Here is a 15875-nt window from a genome sequence, read left to right as displayed (position 1 = left end):
GGGCGAGGCTTGATTACTCGTCAGTGGCTGGCGCTACGTGTGCCTGCGACGCGACGGTACGTGGAGATGGCTGAGGCTGAGTGGGAAGGACCCGAAGGTTGGAGGGACGGTCCGTGAGCTGCTTACGAAGCTGCCGGTTCTCCATCTGTGACTGGTGCAGTGCACCGACCAGCGCTTCGACATCGGCCCTCAGCTGCTTGATCTCCTGGGCGTCGGCGGCGCGCAGTTCCTTCAGCTTGACCACCTGCTTGCGCAGCCGCTTCTCGGCATCCGGTGTTTCGCCGCGGTCACGGACCTTCTCGTAGAACTCGTTCTTCAGGTCGAGGTGCCGCTGGGTGAGTGCGTTACGGGGTACGCCGGCCTCGGCGGCCAGGGCGACGATGGTCAGCGCGCCGTTGGAGTGCTGCGGAGAGCCCGCAAGGATGCGGTCCATGGCGGCGCGGATCCGGTCGCGTTCATCCGGTGCGGGACTCAACGGGCGCTCTCCTTGGGTGTGTCGGTCGTGATGCGGTCGCGGTGGTGGCGTTCAGAGCTCTTCCGCAGTTTGGCGGCGTTCCTGTTGAGCCGCTCGGCCAAGGGTTCCGGTGAGGAGGCGGCGGCCTTCTCGCTGGTCTCGGCACGTTCAATGAGCAGGTCCGCTTGGTGGTCGGTGCGGGCGATGTTCGCGCAGGTGCTGACGCAGCGGTCCAGGCTGGGGGCGTCCTTGGTGCCCTCGCGGTGACAGAGGGCCTTGTCCGGTTTGTAGACGCACATCACGAACGTGTTCGGGTTGTCGTACACGGCCAGGTTCGGGTTGTTGAGCAGGTCTCGGGCCTGGCGGGCGGTGAGGATCGTGCCGAGGAAGGTCGGGGCCTGGGCGGCGGCGTGGATGGCCCGGCGGGCGGCCGGTCCGGAGATGCCCGCGCCGTCGGCGAGGTCGGCGTTCAGTGTGGCGAGGGTGTCTGCGGTCGCGCGGGCGGTTTCGATGTCGAGCAGATCGTGGATGCCGCCGCGGCTGCGCGAGGCGTAGGCGGAAGCAACCGAAGTACGCAGGTGGCCGTAGTGGATGGCGAGGGCCACCAGACCGCCGGGTTTCCGCGCCACGTGCCAAGCCAAAGTCCTACGAAAGCGCGCCGTTCCGATTGCGCCGTGCGGGTCTTCAGGAACGATCTCGTGGGGCCGTCCCAGCCGGGTGGCGAGGGCGGCGGCCTCCCCCAGCAGCTCGGACACCTCGGTGTCCGAGAGTTCCAGCTCGGCCGGAGCCACGGCGGTCAGCAACCGGCCCAGCGGCGGCCAGGCCCGCGCGGCCCGGCGCAGCGTCAGCAACGTGTCGATCTTCGTCCGCGGACCGAAAACGCCTCCGGCAGCCGACCGGCCCGCCCAGATGTCCGCGGCGTCCGCCACCACGGTGGCGTCACCGAGGCTGTGCAACTGGACGACAGCCCGGAAAGGACTGCCCCCCTCTTCGTCCTCCCAGGCATCGGCCCAGGCGCCCGGATCGTCGATGTCGTCCCGGTCGCGGGCGGGCAGGCCGGGGAGCTCCAGCCGCAGGGAGACCCCCACCCCCGCATCCAGCCCCGCGGCAACCTCCTCAGCCCAGGCGCGCTGGTGGACAACCGGCTGCGGCACCTGAGCCGCCCAGGCCGCTGCGCCGGCGGCCGCCGGCGCAGCGGACCTACGGGGCAGCGCATCGGCCACCGCATCCAAGAATGCCCGCAACAGCTGCTCCGCCTCGGCCAGGCGCACCGGCGCCGGCCCGGCCAGCGGCACCGCCCGGGCCCCGGGCGGCATCGCAGCAGCCAACTCCCTCACCCGCGCCACATCTTCCTGGTCGTACGGTCCGATACGCCAGGCATCGAAACCTGCAAGGCTGACACCGGGCAAGAGCCTGCCACGAGCGACCAACTGCAAAGCGAGCACGGTCGCCGCACCCCAGAACACGGCGGCTCGGTCCGTGCCCGGCACACCGCGCATCCGGCCGAGTGCCGGCAGGGCCTGGGAGACCGGCACGATCATGGCATCGACCTCACGGCGCCGCACAGAAACACCATGCGGCCTCACCACCGTCAGCCGATCGGTCACCCCGGGCGGAGCGTGACCGTCGCCGCGCCAGAAGGCCACCCGACCAAGCCGGGGCGGGTCAGCGGGAAGGAAAACGGCCGCACAGGCAGCCAGCTCCCCCAACTGGGCAGGGTCCATGGCAGCCGGCGTCGCGGCGGGAATCTCATCGTCGGGGGTCTCTATGACATGAGGTGCGGTCGCCACGGAGGTGAGCTGCTTTCGATCCGAATTGCGCGGCAGGGATCAAGCCGCCCCTTGAGCCTAACCGAGCCGGGCACCGAGCCGCCGCTGAACTGAAGTTCCCGGCCACAGAGCCAGAAAGCGGAGTCCAGCAGCGCCTGAAACAACCACGCGTGGGGTGTCAGGAGCCTCGTAGTGGGTGGTGACAACTGCCGTCAGTCGAGTCACCGCCGCCGCCCCCGGCACACACACGCGCCTCAACTCTGCAGGGCCCCGCAGGAGGTCCTGACACCTTTGCCGGGTGATACGCGGCACGCGACGTACGTCACATACGAGCACGCCTAGTGTGATGCGTTGCCCGGCGCGCACGCACAACGCGACCTTTATAACGGACATCTCGCCTCATCTCACGAAGAGAGGTAGTACAAGGCATCATTGCCACCATCCAGGGCTCGTGCTAACCATGTTCCGCGTAGGACCGAGAACGAGCCTGCGGACTCAGCCAGAACCGCGGACGCGGCATGCCCCTCGGTCCTCATGCGCCAACCGGAGACCGTCTCCTTCCTGCCACTAAGCCCTGGAAGAGGTCATATCCGTATGCCCAGTTTCACGCTCCCCCGTGCCTTCCGTACGGCCCGCATCACCCGCACGCACAAGATCTCCGGGGCAGTTGTGGCCTCCGCGAGCTGCGCCGCCGCCCTGGCACTCACCACGGCGCCCGGCAACGCCGAGACCACCGCCTCCGACGCACCGGCCACGGTCAAGCCGGTCAGCGCCAAGGGGCTGCCGCCCACCGCGAAGGACCGGGCCGACGACGGCACGAAGGACCAGCCGCTCGCCTCCTCCCTCAGCACCGGCCTCAAGGTCACCGCCGTCGCCAAACAGGGCCACGAGGCCAAACAGGCTGCCGACCGGTCCGCCGACCGCAAGGCCATCGCCTCGCCGAAGGTCGCCCCCAAGGCAGCGCCGAAGGTTGCTCCCAAGCGCTACGCGAACAACCTCGACGGCTGGATCCGTGAGTCACTCGCCATCATGAAGTCCAAGCGCATACCGGGCTCCTACGAAGGCCTGCTCCGCAACATCATCCGGGAATCCGGCGGCAACCCGAACGCCGTCAACAACTGGGACATCAACGCCATCAACGGCACCCCGTCCAAAGGCCTGCTGCAGGTGATCCAGCCCACGTTCAACCAGTACCGCGTGGCAGGCACCGCCAACAAACTCACCGACCCGGTCGCCAACATCACCGCCGCCGCCAACTACGCGGCGCACCGCTACGGCTCGATCGACAACGTCAACTCCGCCTACTGAACCGCAGAAACACCGCAGACGGGGAAGCCGGCCCCTGCGCCCTCAAGGGCCCTCACGGGCATCGGGGCGACCCGCGCCGACATGGAACGTGATGTGGTTGAACCACGCGGCCCTCGCGCCAGGTGCACAGCGTCGAAGCGGGTCGCCCGTGCTGCGCAATCGTCACAGTCTTGACTACCCCGGCCCGGCGACGGCCACCGCTGGAACTCCGCCAGAGCGTAGCTCTGTCCAGCGCCGCGGCCTCTGCATGCTTCCCGACACCGAGCCGCGTCGAGTCCCGGACGCGCCGTTGGCACCTCCAGAACTCGAGGTTAGAGGACGCGCACCGCGCCGGTCGGCCTGTCGTAGCTGAGCGGGCGCTCGACGACGCCGGTGCTCGGGTTCTGGGCGCCGATGAACATGCCCTCACCAACGTAGACACCCACGTGGTAGGCGCTCCCCGCGCTGCCCCAGTACAGGATGTCGCCGACCTGGAGGCTGTCCAGGCCAACCTGAGTGCCGGATGCGGACTGGGCCTGCGAGACCCGCGGCAGGTCGACGCCGATCTGGCTGAACGCGGCCTGGGTCAGACTGGAACAGTCATACGACGAGGGGCCGCTGGAGCCCAGCACGTACGCCTTGCCGAGTTGCGCCTTGAGGAAAGCGACAAGGGTGGCGGAGGTAGGGGAGGACAGTGCGGACAGGGTGGTCCGCTCGGAGGAGCGTGAAGCACGGGTCTGCACGGCCTCCTTGGCCTTTCGGTGGTCGTCGGTCTTCTGCGCATCCTTGGCCTTTGTCGCAGCTGCGGCCTTGGCGGCCTCCACCGCCTCAGCTTTGCGCTTCTGCGCGGACTCGGCGGCCTTGGCGAAGGCTATGTCCTGGAGCCCCTGACGCTCGTAGTTGAACGCGACCCGCTCAGCGGTGTCGGCGCTCCTCGCGGCGCTGGTGGCCAGCGCCGTCGTGATCGTCGGCATCTCCCGGGTTTCGGAGACGGGCTTCTCCGCGGCGTCGGCCGGCACGGTGGCACCGGTCACCGCGAGGGTGAGGAAGCCACCGGCCACTCCCGCACGGGCCCGCGAGGACGCGGAAGGTCGACGGGGCTTCCGGTGGCTGGCTATGGGTACGAGTACATTTGGGGACATGGCAACCACGACTATCACGAGTCGTAGGCCGCTGCCAACCAAGGTGCGGTACGCCACACTTGACGTGCGCGCGGCGAACAAGCGTGAGTTCAAGGCTGCCTGCCGAGCCCGCGACGGAATGCCCGAATGTCGCAATCATGCCCCTATACACGGCACTTGCTACCCGACGCGCCCCTGATAGGCGCCTACCACTCCCCCATCCGCCACGCCGGACCTTCCAGATGTCAAGGACTTAAGCACGCGAAGTGGCATGGGATAGATCACCACATGCCACCAGTCGAGTCGGGTGCAGCTCCGACTGCAATGAGGGTGTGTCAGACGGCGGCGCGACAGAGGGCAGACCTCTGGCGGGCAGCGCCGAGCTCGTCGACTTGCCCCCCGGCAGCAGGGGTGCCCGCCCGAAACGCGGCGGCGCGGTCGAACTCCTCGCGACAGGCTCCACACACCGCGCCACGGCGGCCGAGCGGGGGCGCTGGGCCCTTTGGAGAGCCAGGCAACAGCGAACGGAGCCAGGCGGAATCCTCGGACGAACTCGGCGAGTCGCCGAGCCGGCCGAGGACTGAGGCAGCCAGGCCGATCGCGGCGCCAGCCGGGACATAGTCATCATCGTTGCCGTCGGAGACCTCGTCCCGCCATACGAGCTGAACCGAGTCCGGCACCACGGTGATGGAGTGGCGAGGGACGACAGCAGAAACAGCACAGACGCCCGAGATGGTCACGGTGCCGCCGGGCACCACGACCACGACCACTCACCCCGCCATCATCCGGAGTGGCGCATTCCTGCCCTCAACGTCCCCATCCCGAACGGCAATCAACACGCGGCGAGTCGCGACAAGCTCGCGGACCAGGCTGGCCAGTGGTGTGGGGAGGAGGCCCGGCGAACTGCCGGATGCAATCGTGACGACTTCCCCGTCAATGTACGTCGGTGACCGTGATGTGAGACATGCGCCCTCAGCAAGGAGCAAAAAGTCCCTCTGACCTGGGCATTTGACTTGATCACTAGAATCGAATCCTAGCCTATGTAATGTCCACCTGGTCCACCGTGGTCCGTGGCGACAGCGAATATCCAGGTCAGAGGTTCTCACGTGCTCCCGTGCGCTCTCGTTGGTGAGAGATGTGTGAGACCAGGCGAGACGAAGAGCCTTTTGGTCGCACTGAACCCTGGCGGGCCTCCGGTGCGGCGGAACGCCCCGCTTCACCGGCCCCGCACGGAGCTCCTGCCAGGCGGGTGCCTGCCCGTCGACGCACCGGAGGCTGGGCGGATCTCTGCCCAGCCTCCACATCGGCAAGCCGTGGTAGGCATCATGCGCGGCGGCGTGATCCCGGCGGTTTGGCTCGCCCATCGTCTCGGGATCCGCGACGTGCGGACCGTCGGGATCACCCCCACCACCGTCGCCTGAGCAGCCCCGACCGCCTGAGGGAGTGCAAGTCGCACAAGCAGCACCAAAAGGAGACACTCGCCGCCTTCATCCGGCGCCATCCTGCGACCTCGCCGACCCCACCTTGCGCAACATTCCCATCCACTCTCTGGCCTTCGAGCTGGGTGTTCTTCTTCTCCAGTTCACGGATCCGGGAGTCGCGTGGGTCGGCCGGCTTGCGGCCCCTCGGCATGGACAGGGCCTGCTCGGCGCCCGCTTCTCGGGCCTTGCGCCAGGTCGAGATGTGCCAGGTGGCGACTCCGTGCCGGCGCAGCACCTCGCCCCTTGGTTCCCTCGACAGCGGCGTCGTACTCGGCCAGGACCTTCTTCTTGAACGCGGCCGTGAACACCCGCCGCTTCGCCTTCGCGGGAACCTCGGGATCGGGCCGAGAAGAAGAGGTCACAGATCCGGCATCCCCGTCGGATGCACCTGTGGTCAGGACAGACATCAGTCCACTACGTTCCGTTTCTCCACCCAGTGAGTATTTGTATCAATATCCCCTGACTCACTTCAGGTTGTCACAGAGGGCCCGTCCCGGGGTAGTCGTCGTGTCTCACGGCCCAGGCAGCGCCCCCTGGGGCGCCCCAGGGGCCGGAGGCAGCCGGGTAGCTCGCGAACCGACCTCAGAGGGGGACGGTGAACACGTCGATGGGAACCACTGGGGTCTGGCCTCCCGGGGTCGTGACCTGGATGTCGTACGTACCTGTGACCAGGGTTGGCGGGACGATCGCGGTGATCCGGCTGGTGGAGATGTTGGTGAAGTTGGCCGCGGTCGGTAGGCCCCCTCCTACCGGGGTGAAGGCCACGCTGACGGTGTCCAGCAGGCAGGAGCCGCTGACGGTGACGAGCGAGCCGATGGAGGCCGATGTGGGAACCACTCCAGTGACCGACGGGGCTTTGTAGAAGGTGTACTTGGAGAGGGCGGTTTGGGCAACGCTGGTACCACCAAGGGTGGCGACCGTGACATCCACAGCGTCGATGCACACACCAGGGGGAAGGCAGGGTGCAGGGGCGTGAAGACCGTGAGCGCGGTGTCGGAGACGACGTTCAGCCCGGTACCGGGGCCGAGGGCGCCGAAGATCACCCCGGTCGCGGTCAACAGGGATTGGCCGAAGACGGTGAGCTGTGTGGCTGTGGCTGGCCCGGTGTTGGCGCTCAGAGCCAGCACGGTCGGCGGCGAGATGTAGTAGAACGGGAGGAAGTTGCTGGTCGAGGCTCCCGCCGAGACGGTCACGTCGTTCTCACCCGGGGGCAACACTGGAATCACGCAGGTGACGGTGGTTTCGGTGACGGTGGTGGGGGTGACCGCCTTGGCCCCGAAGTTCACTTTGAAAGTGCGGGACAGTCCCGTGCCGGTGATGGTCAAGGTGGCTCCATCGTGCCCTTGGACGGGGGCGAGTGAGGTGATGATGGGAAGGGTCGGCATGCCCGGACTCCTTTGCGTGTCCTACTCCGTGGATATGTGTGGAACGTGCCGTTGAGTCCTGCGAGGGGACGCCAGCAGACCGCGCACTCGGCACTCAAGCACGCATTCAGCCGAGCACGTCCATCCCCTGGCTTCCTCGTCGGCACCGGATGCCTGCACGATGCCGAGCTGCTCACGGCGCTCGCGCTGCCCGCCGGTCGGCGTTTCCCAGACGCTGGGCTGGCGTTGTCGTTCGAGCCAGCGGCTGTCTCTGGGGCGGACGTCCCTGGCCTGCGGCAGGGTTGGGCTCAGGATGGGTCGTAGACATAGGGCAGCGTGTTGCTGTTCCCGGCCGGGGTGTGTGCCACGACATTCACCGTGCCGGGCGCGCCGCCCGGGGAGGTCGCGACGACCTGGGTGTCGGAGATCGCCGCGAACGAGGCCGGGACGCCGCCGAAGGACACCGCGTCGGTGTAGGTGAGGTTGCTGCCGCCCAACACGATAGCGTCGCCCCCGAGATCAGCACCGTGGGAGGGGTTGAGGCTGGTCAGGACGGGTGCCCCCAGATACGTGTAGTACGGATTCCCGGTGGCCGCCGAGCTGGTCCCCCCCGGTGTGGTGACGGTGACAGCGACCGTGCCCAAACCGGCCGGAGCGGTCACCGTCACCTGGCTGTCGGAGACCACATTGATGCTGGTGGCCGGATTCCCTCCGAAGCTCACGGCGTTGGTAAGCGTCAGATTGGTGCCGAAGACGGTGACGGTGTTGCCACCGGTGGGGCCGAGGTGCGGGGACAGATCGCTGAGAGTGGGCGCGGCGAGATAGAAGTACGGCAGGGGATTACTGGTGCCGCCGGCTGTGGTGACGGTGACGTTGACTGAGGAGGGCGACCCGGCGGGCGCGATGACGGTGATCTGCGTAGCGGTATTGGTCACAATGACCGCCGAATTGCTCCCGAACTTTACCGAGGTGGCACTGGAGAGGTTGGTGCCGTTGATGGTGACCGTGTTGCCGCCCGCTGTGGGGCCCGAGGTGGGGCTGAGGCTGTTGATGGCCGGGGCGGGAACAGTGGCGTAGGTGTAGGGGAGGGCGTTACTGGTGCCGCCGGCTGTGGTGACGGTGACGTTGACTGAGGAGGGCGACCCGGCGGGCGCGATGACGGTGATCTGCGTAGCGGTATTGGTCACAATGACCGCCGAATTGCTCCCGAACTTTACCGAGGTGGCACTGGAGAGGTTGGTGCCGTTGATGGTGACCGTGTTGCCGCCCGCTGTGGGGCCCGAGGTGGGGCTGAGGCTGTTGATGGCCGGGGCGGGAACAGTGGCGTAGGTGTAGGGGAGGGCGTTACTGGTGCCGCCGGCTGTGGTGACGGTGACGTTGACTGAGGAGGGCGACCCGGCGGGCGCGATGACGGTGATCTGCGTAGCGGTATTGGTCACAATGACCGCCGAATTGCTCCCGAACTTTACCGAGGTGGCACTGGAGAGGTTGGTGCCGTTGATGGTGACCGTGTTGCCGCCCGCTGTGGGGCCCGAGGTGGGGCTGAGGCTGTTGATGGCCGGGGCGGGAACAGTGGCGTAGGTGTAGGGGAGGGCGTTACTGGTGCCGCCGGCTGTGGTGACGGTGACGTTGACTGAGGAGGGCGACCCGGCGGGCGCGATGACGGTGATCTGCGTAGCGGTATTGGTCACAATGACCGCCGAATTGCTCCCGAACTTTACCGAGGTGGCACTGGAGAGGTTGGTGCCGTTGATGGTGACCGTGTTGCCGCCCGCTGTGGGGCCCGAGGTGGGGCTGAGGCTGTTGATGGCCGGGGCGGGAACAGTGGCGTAGGTGTAGGGGAGGGCGTTACTGGTGCCGCCGGCTGTGGTGACGGTGACGTTGACTGAGGAGGGCGACCCGGCGGGCGCGATGACGGTGATCTGCGTAGCGGTATTGGTCACAATGACCGCCGAATTGCTCCCGAACTTTACCGAGGTGGCACTGGAGAGGTTGGTGCCGTTGATGGTGACCGTGTTGCCGCCCGCTGTGGGGCCCGAGGTGGGGCTGAGGCTGTTGATGGCCGGGGCGGGAACAGTGGCGTAGGTGTAGGGGAGGGCGTTACTGGTGCCGCCGGCTGTGGTGACGGTGACGTTGACTGAGGAGGGCGACCCGGCGGGCGCGATGACGGTGATCTGCGTAGCGGTATTGGTCACAATGACCGCCGAATTGCTCCCGAACTTTACCGAGGTGGCACTGGAGAGGTTGGTGCCGTTGATGGTGACCGTGTTGCCGCCCGCTGTGGGGCCCGAGGTGGGGCTGAGGCTGTTGATGGCCGGGGCGGGAACAGTGGCGTAGGTGTAGGGGAGGGCGTTACTGGTGCCGCCGGCTGTGGTGACGGTGACGTTGACTGAGGAGGGCGACCCGGCGGGCGCGATGACGGTGATCTGCGTAGCGGTATTGGTCACAATGACCGCCGAATTGCTCCCGAACTTTACCGAGGTGGCACTGGAGAGGTTGGTGCCGTTGATGGTGACCGTGTTGCCGCCCGCTGTGGGGCCCGAGGGCGGAATGAGTGTGGTGAGTACGGGGGCCGGGGTGTAGGTGAAGAAAACGTTCTGGGTGCTGGTGCCTGTCGGCGCCGCGACCGTGACCTGGACCGTGCCGGCCCCTGCGGGGGTCTTGGCCGTGATCTGCATATCGCTCACGATGACAAAGGTGGTGCCATTGGGGCCGAACCTGACCATGGTGGCCCCGGTGAAGCCGGAGCCGGTGATGGTGACGTTGGTACCCCCCGCTGGAGCACCTTGGGCTGGGCTGACACTGGTCACTACGGGGGCCATGATGTTCTTCTCCTTCGTGTACCGCCTGAGCAGTCGCGCCCTGGCCGGCGGTTGTCGGCCAGGGCGCGGGGGCGTCACCGCCCGCCCGCGCCACACGCTGCGGACGGGCGGCGACTTGGTGGTCGTGCCATTGGTCCCCGGTCGTCCCTGACGGTCAGGTGACGGTGAAGGCCTGGGCGTTGGAGTTGCCGCCGCAGGTGTGGACCGTGATGGTCCCGGCGCCGGTGGCGAGTCCGCCGGGCACGGTGGCGACGAGTTGGGTGGCGCTCACGGGGGTGAAGACTGCAGGGGCAGTTGCGGTGGTGCTGTCGGTGAAGGTGACGGTGTCGACGCCGACGAAACCGGTTCCGGTGACGGTGATCAGGTCCCCCGCCGTACCCGAGGTGGGAAGCACCGAGGTGATGGCCGGCGCGAGGTAGTAGTCGATCAGGGTGGTGCCCGCGGCGCTGGTCCCGCCGGCGGTGGTAATGGACACCGACTGGGTCGACACCGTACCGACCTGACCCGGGTTGGCCGGCGCGGTGAAGGTGACCTGGCTCGGCTGCGTGGGGGTGACCGCCACGTTGCCGACGCTGCCCACTCCGACCTGCGTTCCGGAGAGGAAGTTGGTGCCGAACAGTGTCACCGAGCCACCTGTGGCGGCCGATACACAGGTGACGCTCAGCCCTGTGGTGGTCGGCGAGGCGATGACGAAGAACGGCAGCGCGTTGCTGGTAGCACCGGCGCTGCTGGTGACGCTGACAGAGACCTGGCCGGAGCACGGCGCCGTGTTGGGGATCACGAAGGTGACCTGGGTGGCGGTGACGCCTGTCGGGGTGACCGCCGCCGAACCGAAGTTCACCCTCGTGGTGGTGGACAGGGCGGTACCGTTGATTTGGACGGTGTCACCGGGTTTGCCTTGGTTGGTGGTGGTTGCTGTGTCCACCAACGACGTGATGGTTGCCATGATCTTTCTCCTTGAAGTGGCCGCTCTGCCGGGGGCACAGGAGCAGGCGGTGAGCTGACGCGGCCTGCAACCGCATGGGATGCCTGTCTCCCCGTGGGGCGGGAAGGGGATGGCGGAGACTGTTGCCTCACGGCGCCTGGGCGGGTCTTCCTATGTAAAGCGACGCGGCGCCGCATCACTGAGCGCCGTCAATCTCGCTTGTTTCGATTAAAGCCAAGGAGTGAAGGAGGCGACAGGTGGAATTGGCGCACCAAGGGTTCTGTACGTAAATAGATTAAGAGTTCACTCTTCGACTCCGGGCGCCGTTGCACGCCCCTGCGTGTATGGTGCAATCTGGCGTCAAAGAGCTTGAAAAGAGCGGGCAGATGGGGTCAGTCGTTCAAAGTCCAGCGGTATGCGCGTTCGTCAGAAGGTGATTCTGATCCCGGTCCGCTTCATTTTGCCCGGCCTGGCCAGGCGGCGGAATTCGGCGCTTGCTGCGACCGCCAAGTGCTGGTTGTGCGCTATGCGCTGAGATGTGAGAAAGAGAGCTGGTCGGCCTGGCAATTCACACCGTCTGCGCGAACGAGGACGCCGCAAGCGGTCTTGGGTGGCGATTCCGGGTGAGGCGGCAGGTTATGTGGATGATCTCGGCTCAGGCCTTGAGTGTTTCGCGCCCCGCCGCCCGGCGTCATGACAGGGCTCATCTCGCCCGGGACCGCCCAGGTAGGACAGGCCAAGGCTGAAGCGGGCGGATCCACTTCTTGGTCCGCTTCCAGAGTCTGGCCGAACGCGCGGGCTGGATGCGCGATGCCGGGCCGCAATGGTTCGGCGCCCTCGGTCAGGGGCGGACCGCAGCGCGCCGTCGAGTCGGTGGAGGGGGTGCCGAAACGGCCCGGATCGCACGGTCGTTGACAATCGTGAACGAGGCGGCCGGATGGCATCCGAAGCGGACGGCGGTGGAGTTGCCCAGTCCCTCCCTGATGGTGGTCACCGGCGTGCCACCGGATATAGGCTCCACGTTGGGTGTCCACCGTCCGGCGTGCGCAGCACACTCGCCGGCTCATTGCCGTGTTGACCCCGTAGAAGTCGAAGTCGTCAGGCGCGATCACCAGCCAGGACGGCGTGTGGAGCCCGGCACCGTATCGGTGATCTCGTTGCTGGCAAGGTCGATGACAGCGACGCTGCCATCGCCATCACAGGTGACGTACCCCAGCAGCCCGTCGTGGCTGACCGCCACGCCAAAGGCGAGCAGCTCGGTGACTGCCTTCGAACCGGCCGCTCCTGGCCGACGGGGCGTCGGCCAGGGACCGGACGGGGCTGTCGTTCGCTCCGCGGCGAGGGCGCGTGGGCGGGCGGCCCGGTGCGTCGTGACCTCGAAGCCTGGGGATGTCCGTCTTCAGCAGGCGAGGGAGATGGGAGGCAGGGCACCACAATTGCTCGGAGAGTTCCCGGTCACCAGGCTGCCGATCAAGGCCACCCCGCCGGCGTTGGTGAAAATGCCGCCGCCGTTGACGCTGGCGGTATTTGCGGTGACGCTGCTGCCGACGAGCGTCAGTGCACCGTCGGTGTAGATGCCGCCGCCGTATGACGCCTTGCTGTCGCGGACCGTGCTGCCGGTGAGGGCCACGGCGCCGCCGAGGTTAGCGATTCCCCCTCCCACGCCAAGACCGGCGTCACCACCGCTGACAGTCACTGCGGCCATGGTCAACTTGCCGTTGGCCCCCGGGACTTGTGAGGGACCGTCGACCTCCAAGATCCTGAAGGCCGACGCGCCCGGCGCCCGGGTGATCTGCGTGGCCAGGCCGGCCATGGAGATCTCGGTGGTGATGTTCGGCAACCCCGCAGATATCCCGGCTCCGCCCGAATTATGGGGGCTGGTGAGGGTGTACGTACACAAGGGAGCGAGGATCAGGCTGCCGCCCCCGGCAGCATTGGCCGTGTTGACCGCATCGACCAACGCCGATTCACCGCACGTCACCGGAATCGGCGACGCTGCGTGGGCATCGGGAGCGGAGATCAACGCCAGCGGAATGACACCCGTCGTCACCAACGTTCGCAGAACGTGAATGGTTCGCAAGATGCCTCCTCGGACGTGTTTGAGTCGGCCCCACCAGCCAACGCCCCAGAGGGCGTCAGCTGGCAGGGCCCTCCCTCCGTCAGGCGACACCATGCCTATGGAAGCCGGCCCCACACACCAATGAGCCGACCGCCGCATCTCCCAGCGGAGAGATAGCGGCCCACCTGACGTACAGCCAGTAACCCAGTCGAGTGTCCCCCGCACAAGGGGCGCTGACAGTTATTCACCCGTTCAGCCGGGCGCGCCTGACGCGGCCGGTGGCTCTTCATGTCAGGCGAAGGGGGACGACACAGGAGGGGTCGGATCGCCACCCCAGCTCGAATGGCTGCGTTCCCTTCCATGAGGAGGCTGGCGGGCAGCTCACGGCGCGCGATGACGCCGACTGCGCCGGGGGTGAGCCAGACGCAACGGGGGACCCGCCCGCTTGACGAACCCGAGGGCGGCGAGCCAATCGATGATTCGGGGACCTCGCCGGGAGGCAGGAAATCGATGGGCGCGAGCAGGAACGGCAGCCGCGAGTTCCTGATCGTCGGGAGCCCCTCGGGCCGTCGCCGCCCGGCCTGTTTCAGCGCCAGCCAGAGCAGCGTGGCGGCTCGTGGGGAGAGCGGACCCGTTCCATGATCGCGTCTCTGTGCAGCGACACCACCAGGGGAACTGCGTGTCGTGGTCGACGGGCTGTGGCCGTGCTCGACCCGCCAGGACGCGGCGAACTCGGCAGCGCGGGGGCCGCGGTCGGGCTGTGTGTCCTTCCATGCGGCGTACGCGGTTCGCCGCAGACCTGCTACATAATCGCCTGTGCCACCCGCTCCAGGGGCAGCGTTGTACAGCGGGCTGTGCTCCGCGGTCTCGGCGTGACGGCGCAACGCCGGACTCGCCCCGTCCTTCCACACCTCTCAGCGCACCCGGACGAGCGCCATGCCGTCGTGCGAGCATGGGTGCATGCTGGACAGGTGCCGCACGGTTCGTCCAGCAGGTACTCGTCGTCGGCCAATCGACGACGATCCTCTTCGACGTGAGCTTGGGCAGCGCCTGACGGCAGTGCTTTCGGGCAGCACGCCGGAGCGGTCGTTCGAGCTGTGGGCTGCGAGGAACAGAGCAGCTGGCCGCGCTTGTGGGGTGGCCTTCTTGATCGGTTTCGCGGCGAGCGTGCGGGGCGTCCATCCCGAAACTCGCCGTCCCGCCTAGCAGCAGCTCCTCTGCGAGGTTCGACCCCTGTGACAACCACGGGAGTCTCGCCATCACCGCCCAGCAGGTCGCCCGCAAACTGAGGCGCCCCGCGTTTCTCGGACAGGGGGTTTGCGGGATTCCTATGCTGCGGCCTGCAACTCTTCGTACTCGGCATGAACTTCTGCGGGGGTTCGGTAGCCGAGTGCGGAGTGGAGGCGTCTGTGATTGTAGAACATCTCGATGTATCGGACGATCGCCCGGTGAGCATGTGCACGTGTCGGGAACGAAGTTCGGTGGACGAGCTCGTTTTTCAGGGCGCCGAAGAATGATTCGGCCATAGCGTTGACGCTCCTATAGCTGTCAACTCGTTGCGGGGATCGTCCGTGGAGCGGGGCGAATCAGGTGGTAGACCTCGCGTATGACGTAGGGGAGTGTCCAATAGACGGCGGATCTGCTGATCAAGGGAGAGACGCCAAGTGAGCGAGACGACCACCGAGCAGAAGACCGCGGCCGGCGTGGAGGAGGAGACCACTGCGTCGCCAACGGCAGGGGCCTCGGACGAGCAGCTGATCGCGATGCTGGTCGATCGTGCCCGGTCCGAGGGGCTGCAGCTGACCGGGGAGGGAGGACTGCTGCAGCAGCTGACCAAGCGGGTGCTGGAGTCTGCCCTGGAGGGCGAGATCACCGACCACCTCGGCTATGAGAAGCACGAAACGGTCGGCCGGGGCAGCGGTAACAGCCGCAACGGCACTCGGGCCAAGTCCGTCCTGACGGACGTCGGCCCGGTCGAGGTCAAGGTCCCGCGGGACACGGGCGGCACGTTCGAGCCGCAGATCGTCAAGAAGCGGCAGCGGCGGCTGACCGGGGTCGACAAGATGGTGCTGTCGCTGTCCGCGAAGGGCCTCACGCACGGGGAAATCTCCGCGCGCACCTGGCCGAGGTCTACGGCGCCGAGGTGTCTAAGCAGACAATCTCGACGATTACGGACAAGGTCATGGACGGGATCGCCGAGTGGCAGAACCGGCCGCTGGACCGTGCCCGTCTACACCGCCGTCGACGAGAATGCTGCCCTTGAAGCCCTCGAAGCCGTCCGGGAAGACTGGGGCCGGCAGTACCCCGGCGCGATCAACGTGTTCGAGGACGCGCGGGAGCAGTTCATCCCGTTCCTCGACTTCGACCAGGACATACGCCGAGTGATCTTTACGACGAACGCGATTTGGGTGTTGTACTTCTGCCACCGCTTGGGGAGTTGCTCCCCCGGGCGGCGTTCGAAGCGGCCCGCCCTGACTCTGAACGCGATTGACGGCCATGCGGTTGTCCTGGATTCGAAGTGTCGGGCGGGCCGTCGGCGCGGCCCCGGGCGCCTGGCTTGAAGAGAGCCTGTCCGACTCAACCCAGATCTGCC

The 15875-nt window shown here is 67.1% G+C and carries 10 protein-coding genes and 3 pseudogenes; 3 read left to right on the top strand and 10 right to left on the bottom strand.

What is annotated here, in order from left to right:
- Positions 1-13: 13 nt before the first annotated feature.
- Positions 14-475 carry a hypothetical protein gene (locus OIU81_RS37285; RefSeq protein ID WP_329142664.1) on the bottom strand — a complete coding sequence of 154 codons (462 nt, stop codon included), beginning with the start codon at positions 473-475 and terminating at the stop codon, positions 14-16.
- Positions 472-2019, bottom strand: a complete 1548-nt coding sequence (locus OIU81_RS37280) for a hypothetical protein (RefSeq protein ID WP_329142665.1) — start codon at positions 2017-2019, stop codon at positions 472-474. Before OIU81_RS37280 ends, OIU81_RS37285 begins: the two co-directional genes overlap by 4 nt.
- Positions 2020-2817: 798 nt before the next feature.
- Here OIU81_RS37280 and OIU81_RS37275 point away from each other — a divergent pair.
- Positions 2818-3531 (top strand): transglycosylase SLT domain-containing protein, encoded by a 714-nt coding sequence (locus OIU81_RS37275; protein ID WP_329142666.1) that lies wholly within the window; start codon positions 2818-2820, stop codon positions 3529-3531.
- A 311-nt stretch (positions 3532-3842) separates the two neighbouring features.
- On the opposite strand, the gene OIU81_RS37270 is transcribed toward OIU81_RS37275, so the two are convergent.
- From OIU81_RS37270 to OIU81_RS37240, 8 genes and pseudogenes are all read right to left on the bottom strand, one after another.
- The gene (locus OIU81_RS37270) at positions 3843-4652 is read right to left on the bottom strand and encodes a C40 family peptidase (protein WP_329142667.1); all 810 of its coding nucleotides are present in this window, start codon (positions 4650-4652) and stop codon (positions 3843-3845) included.
- A gap of 2042 nt (positions 4653-6694) precedes the next feature.
- Positions 6695-6949: a hypothetical protein gene (locus tag OIU81_RS37265; protein ID WP_329142668.1), complete on the bottom strand. Its 255-nt coding sequence runs from the start codon at positions 6947-6949 to the stop codon at positions 6695-6697.
- Complete coding sequence (locus tag OIU81_RS42525) at positions 6859-7497, bottom strand: IPT/TIG domain-containing protein (RefSeq protein WP_443073915.1); 639 nt, start codon at positions 7495-7497, stop codon at positions 6859-6861. Before OIU81_RS42525 ends, OIU81_RS37265 begins: the two co-directional genes overlap by 91 nt.
- Before the next feature lie 287 nt (positions 7498-7784).
- Complete coding sequence (locus OIU81_RS37260) at positions 7785-10298, bottom strand: beta strand repeat-containing protein (protein WP_329142669.1); 2514 nt, start codon at positions 10296-10298, stop codon at positions 7785-7787.
- Between the two features lie 154 nt (positions 10299-10452).
- The gene (locus tag OIU81_RS37255; RefSeq protein ID WP_329142670.1) at positions 10453-10923 is read right to left on the bottom strand and encodes an IPT/TIG domain-containing protein; all 471 of its coding nucleotides are present in this window, start codon (positions 10921-10923) and stop codon (positions 10453-10455) included.
- A 129-nt stretch (positions 10924-11052) separates the two neighbouring features.
- A pseudogene (locus OIU81_RS42520) lies at positions 11053-11244 on the bottom strand (IPT/TIG domain-containing protein); the annotation flags it as partial.
- 1378 nt (positions 11245-12622) lie between these two features.
- On the bottom strand, positions 12623-13303 hold the full coding sequence (locus tag OIU81_RS37245; RefSeq protein ID WP_329142672.1) for a hypothetical protein: 681 nt from the start codon (positions 13301-13303) through the stop codon (positions 12623-12625).
- 1307 nt (positions 13304-14610) lie between these two features.
- Positions 14611-14814: pseudogene (locus OIU81_RS37240) on the bottom strand (IS3 family transposase); the annotation flags it as partial.
- A gap of 231 nt (positions 14815-15045) precedes the next feature.
- On the opposite strand from OIU81_RS37240, the pseudogene OIU81_RS37235 reads away from it, so the two are divergent.
- Both OIU81_RS37235 and OIU81_RS42515 read left to right on the top strand, forming a co-directional pair.
- Positions 15046-15506, top strand: a pseudogene (locus OIU81_RS37235) (transposase); the annotation flags it as partial.
- Positions 15505-15843, top strand: a complete 339-nt coding sequence (locus tag OIU81_RS42515) for a transposase (protein WP_443074894.1) — start codon at positions 15505-15507, stop codon at positions 15841-15843. The pseudogene OIU81_RS37235 and the gene OIU81_RS42515, both read left to right, overlap by 2 nt.
- Positions 15844-15875: the final 32 nt, after the last annotated feature.

Source organism: Streptomyces sp. NBC_01454, from assembly GCF_036227565.1.
Lineage (GTDB): Bacteria > Actinomycetota > Actinomycetes > Streptomycetales > Streptomycetaceae > Streptomyces.
This window is presented reverse-complemented; position numbering and strand designations above follow the sequence as displayed.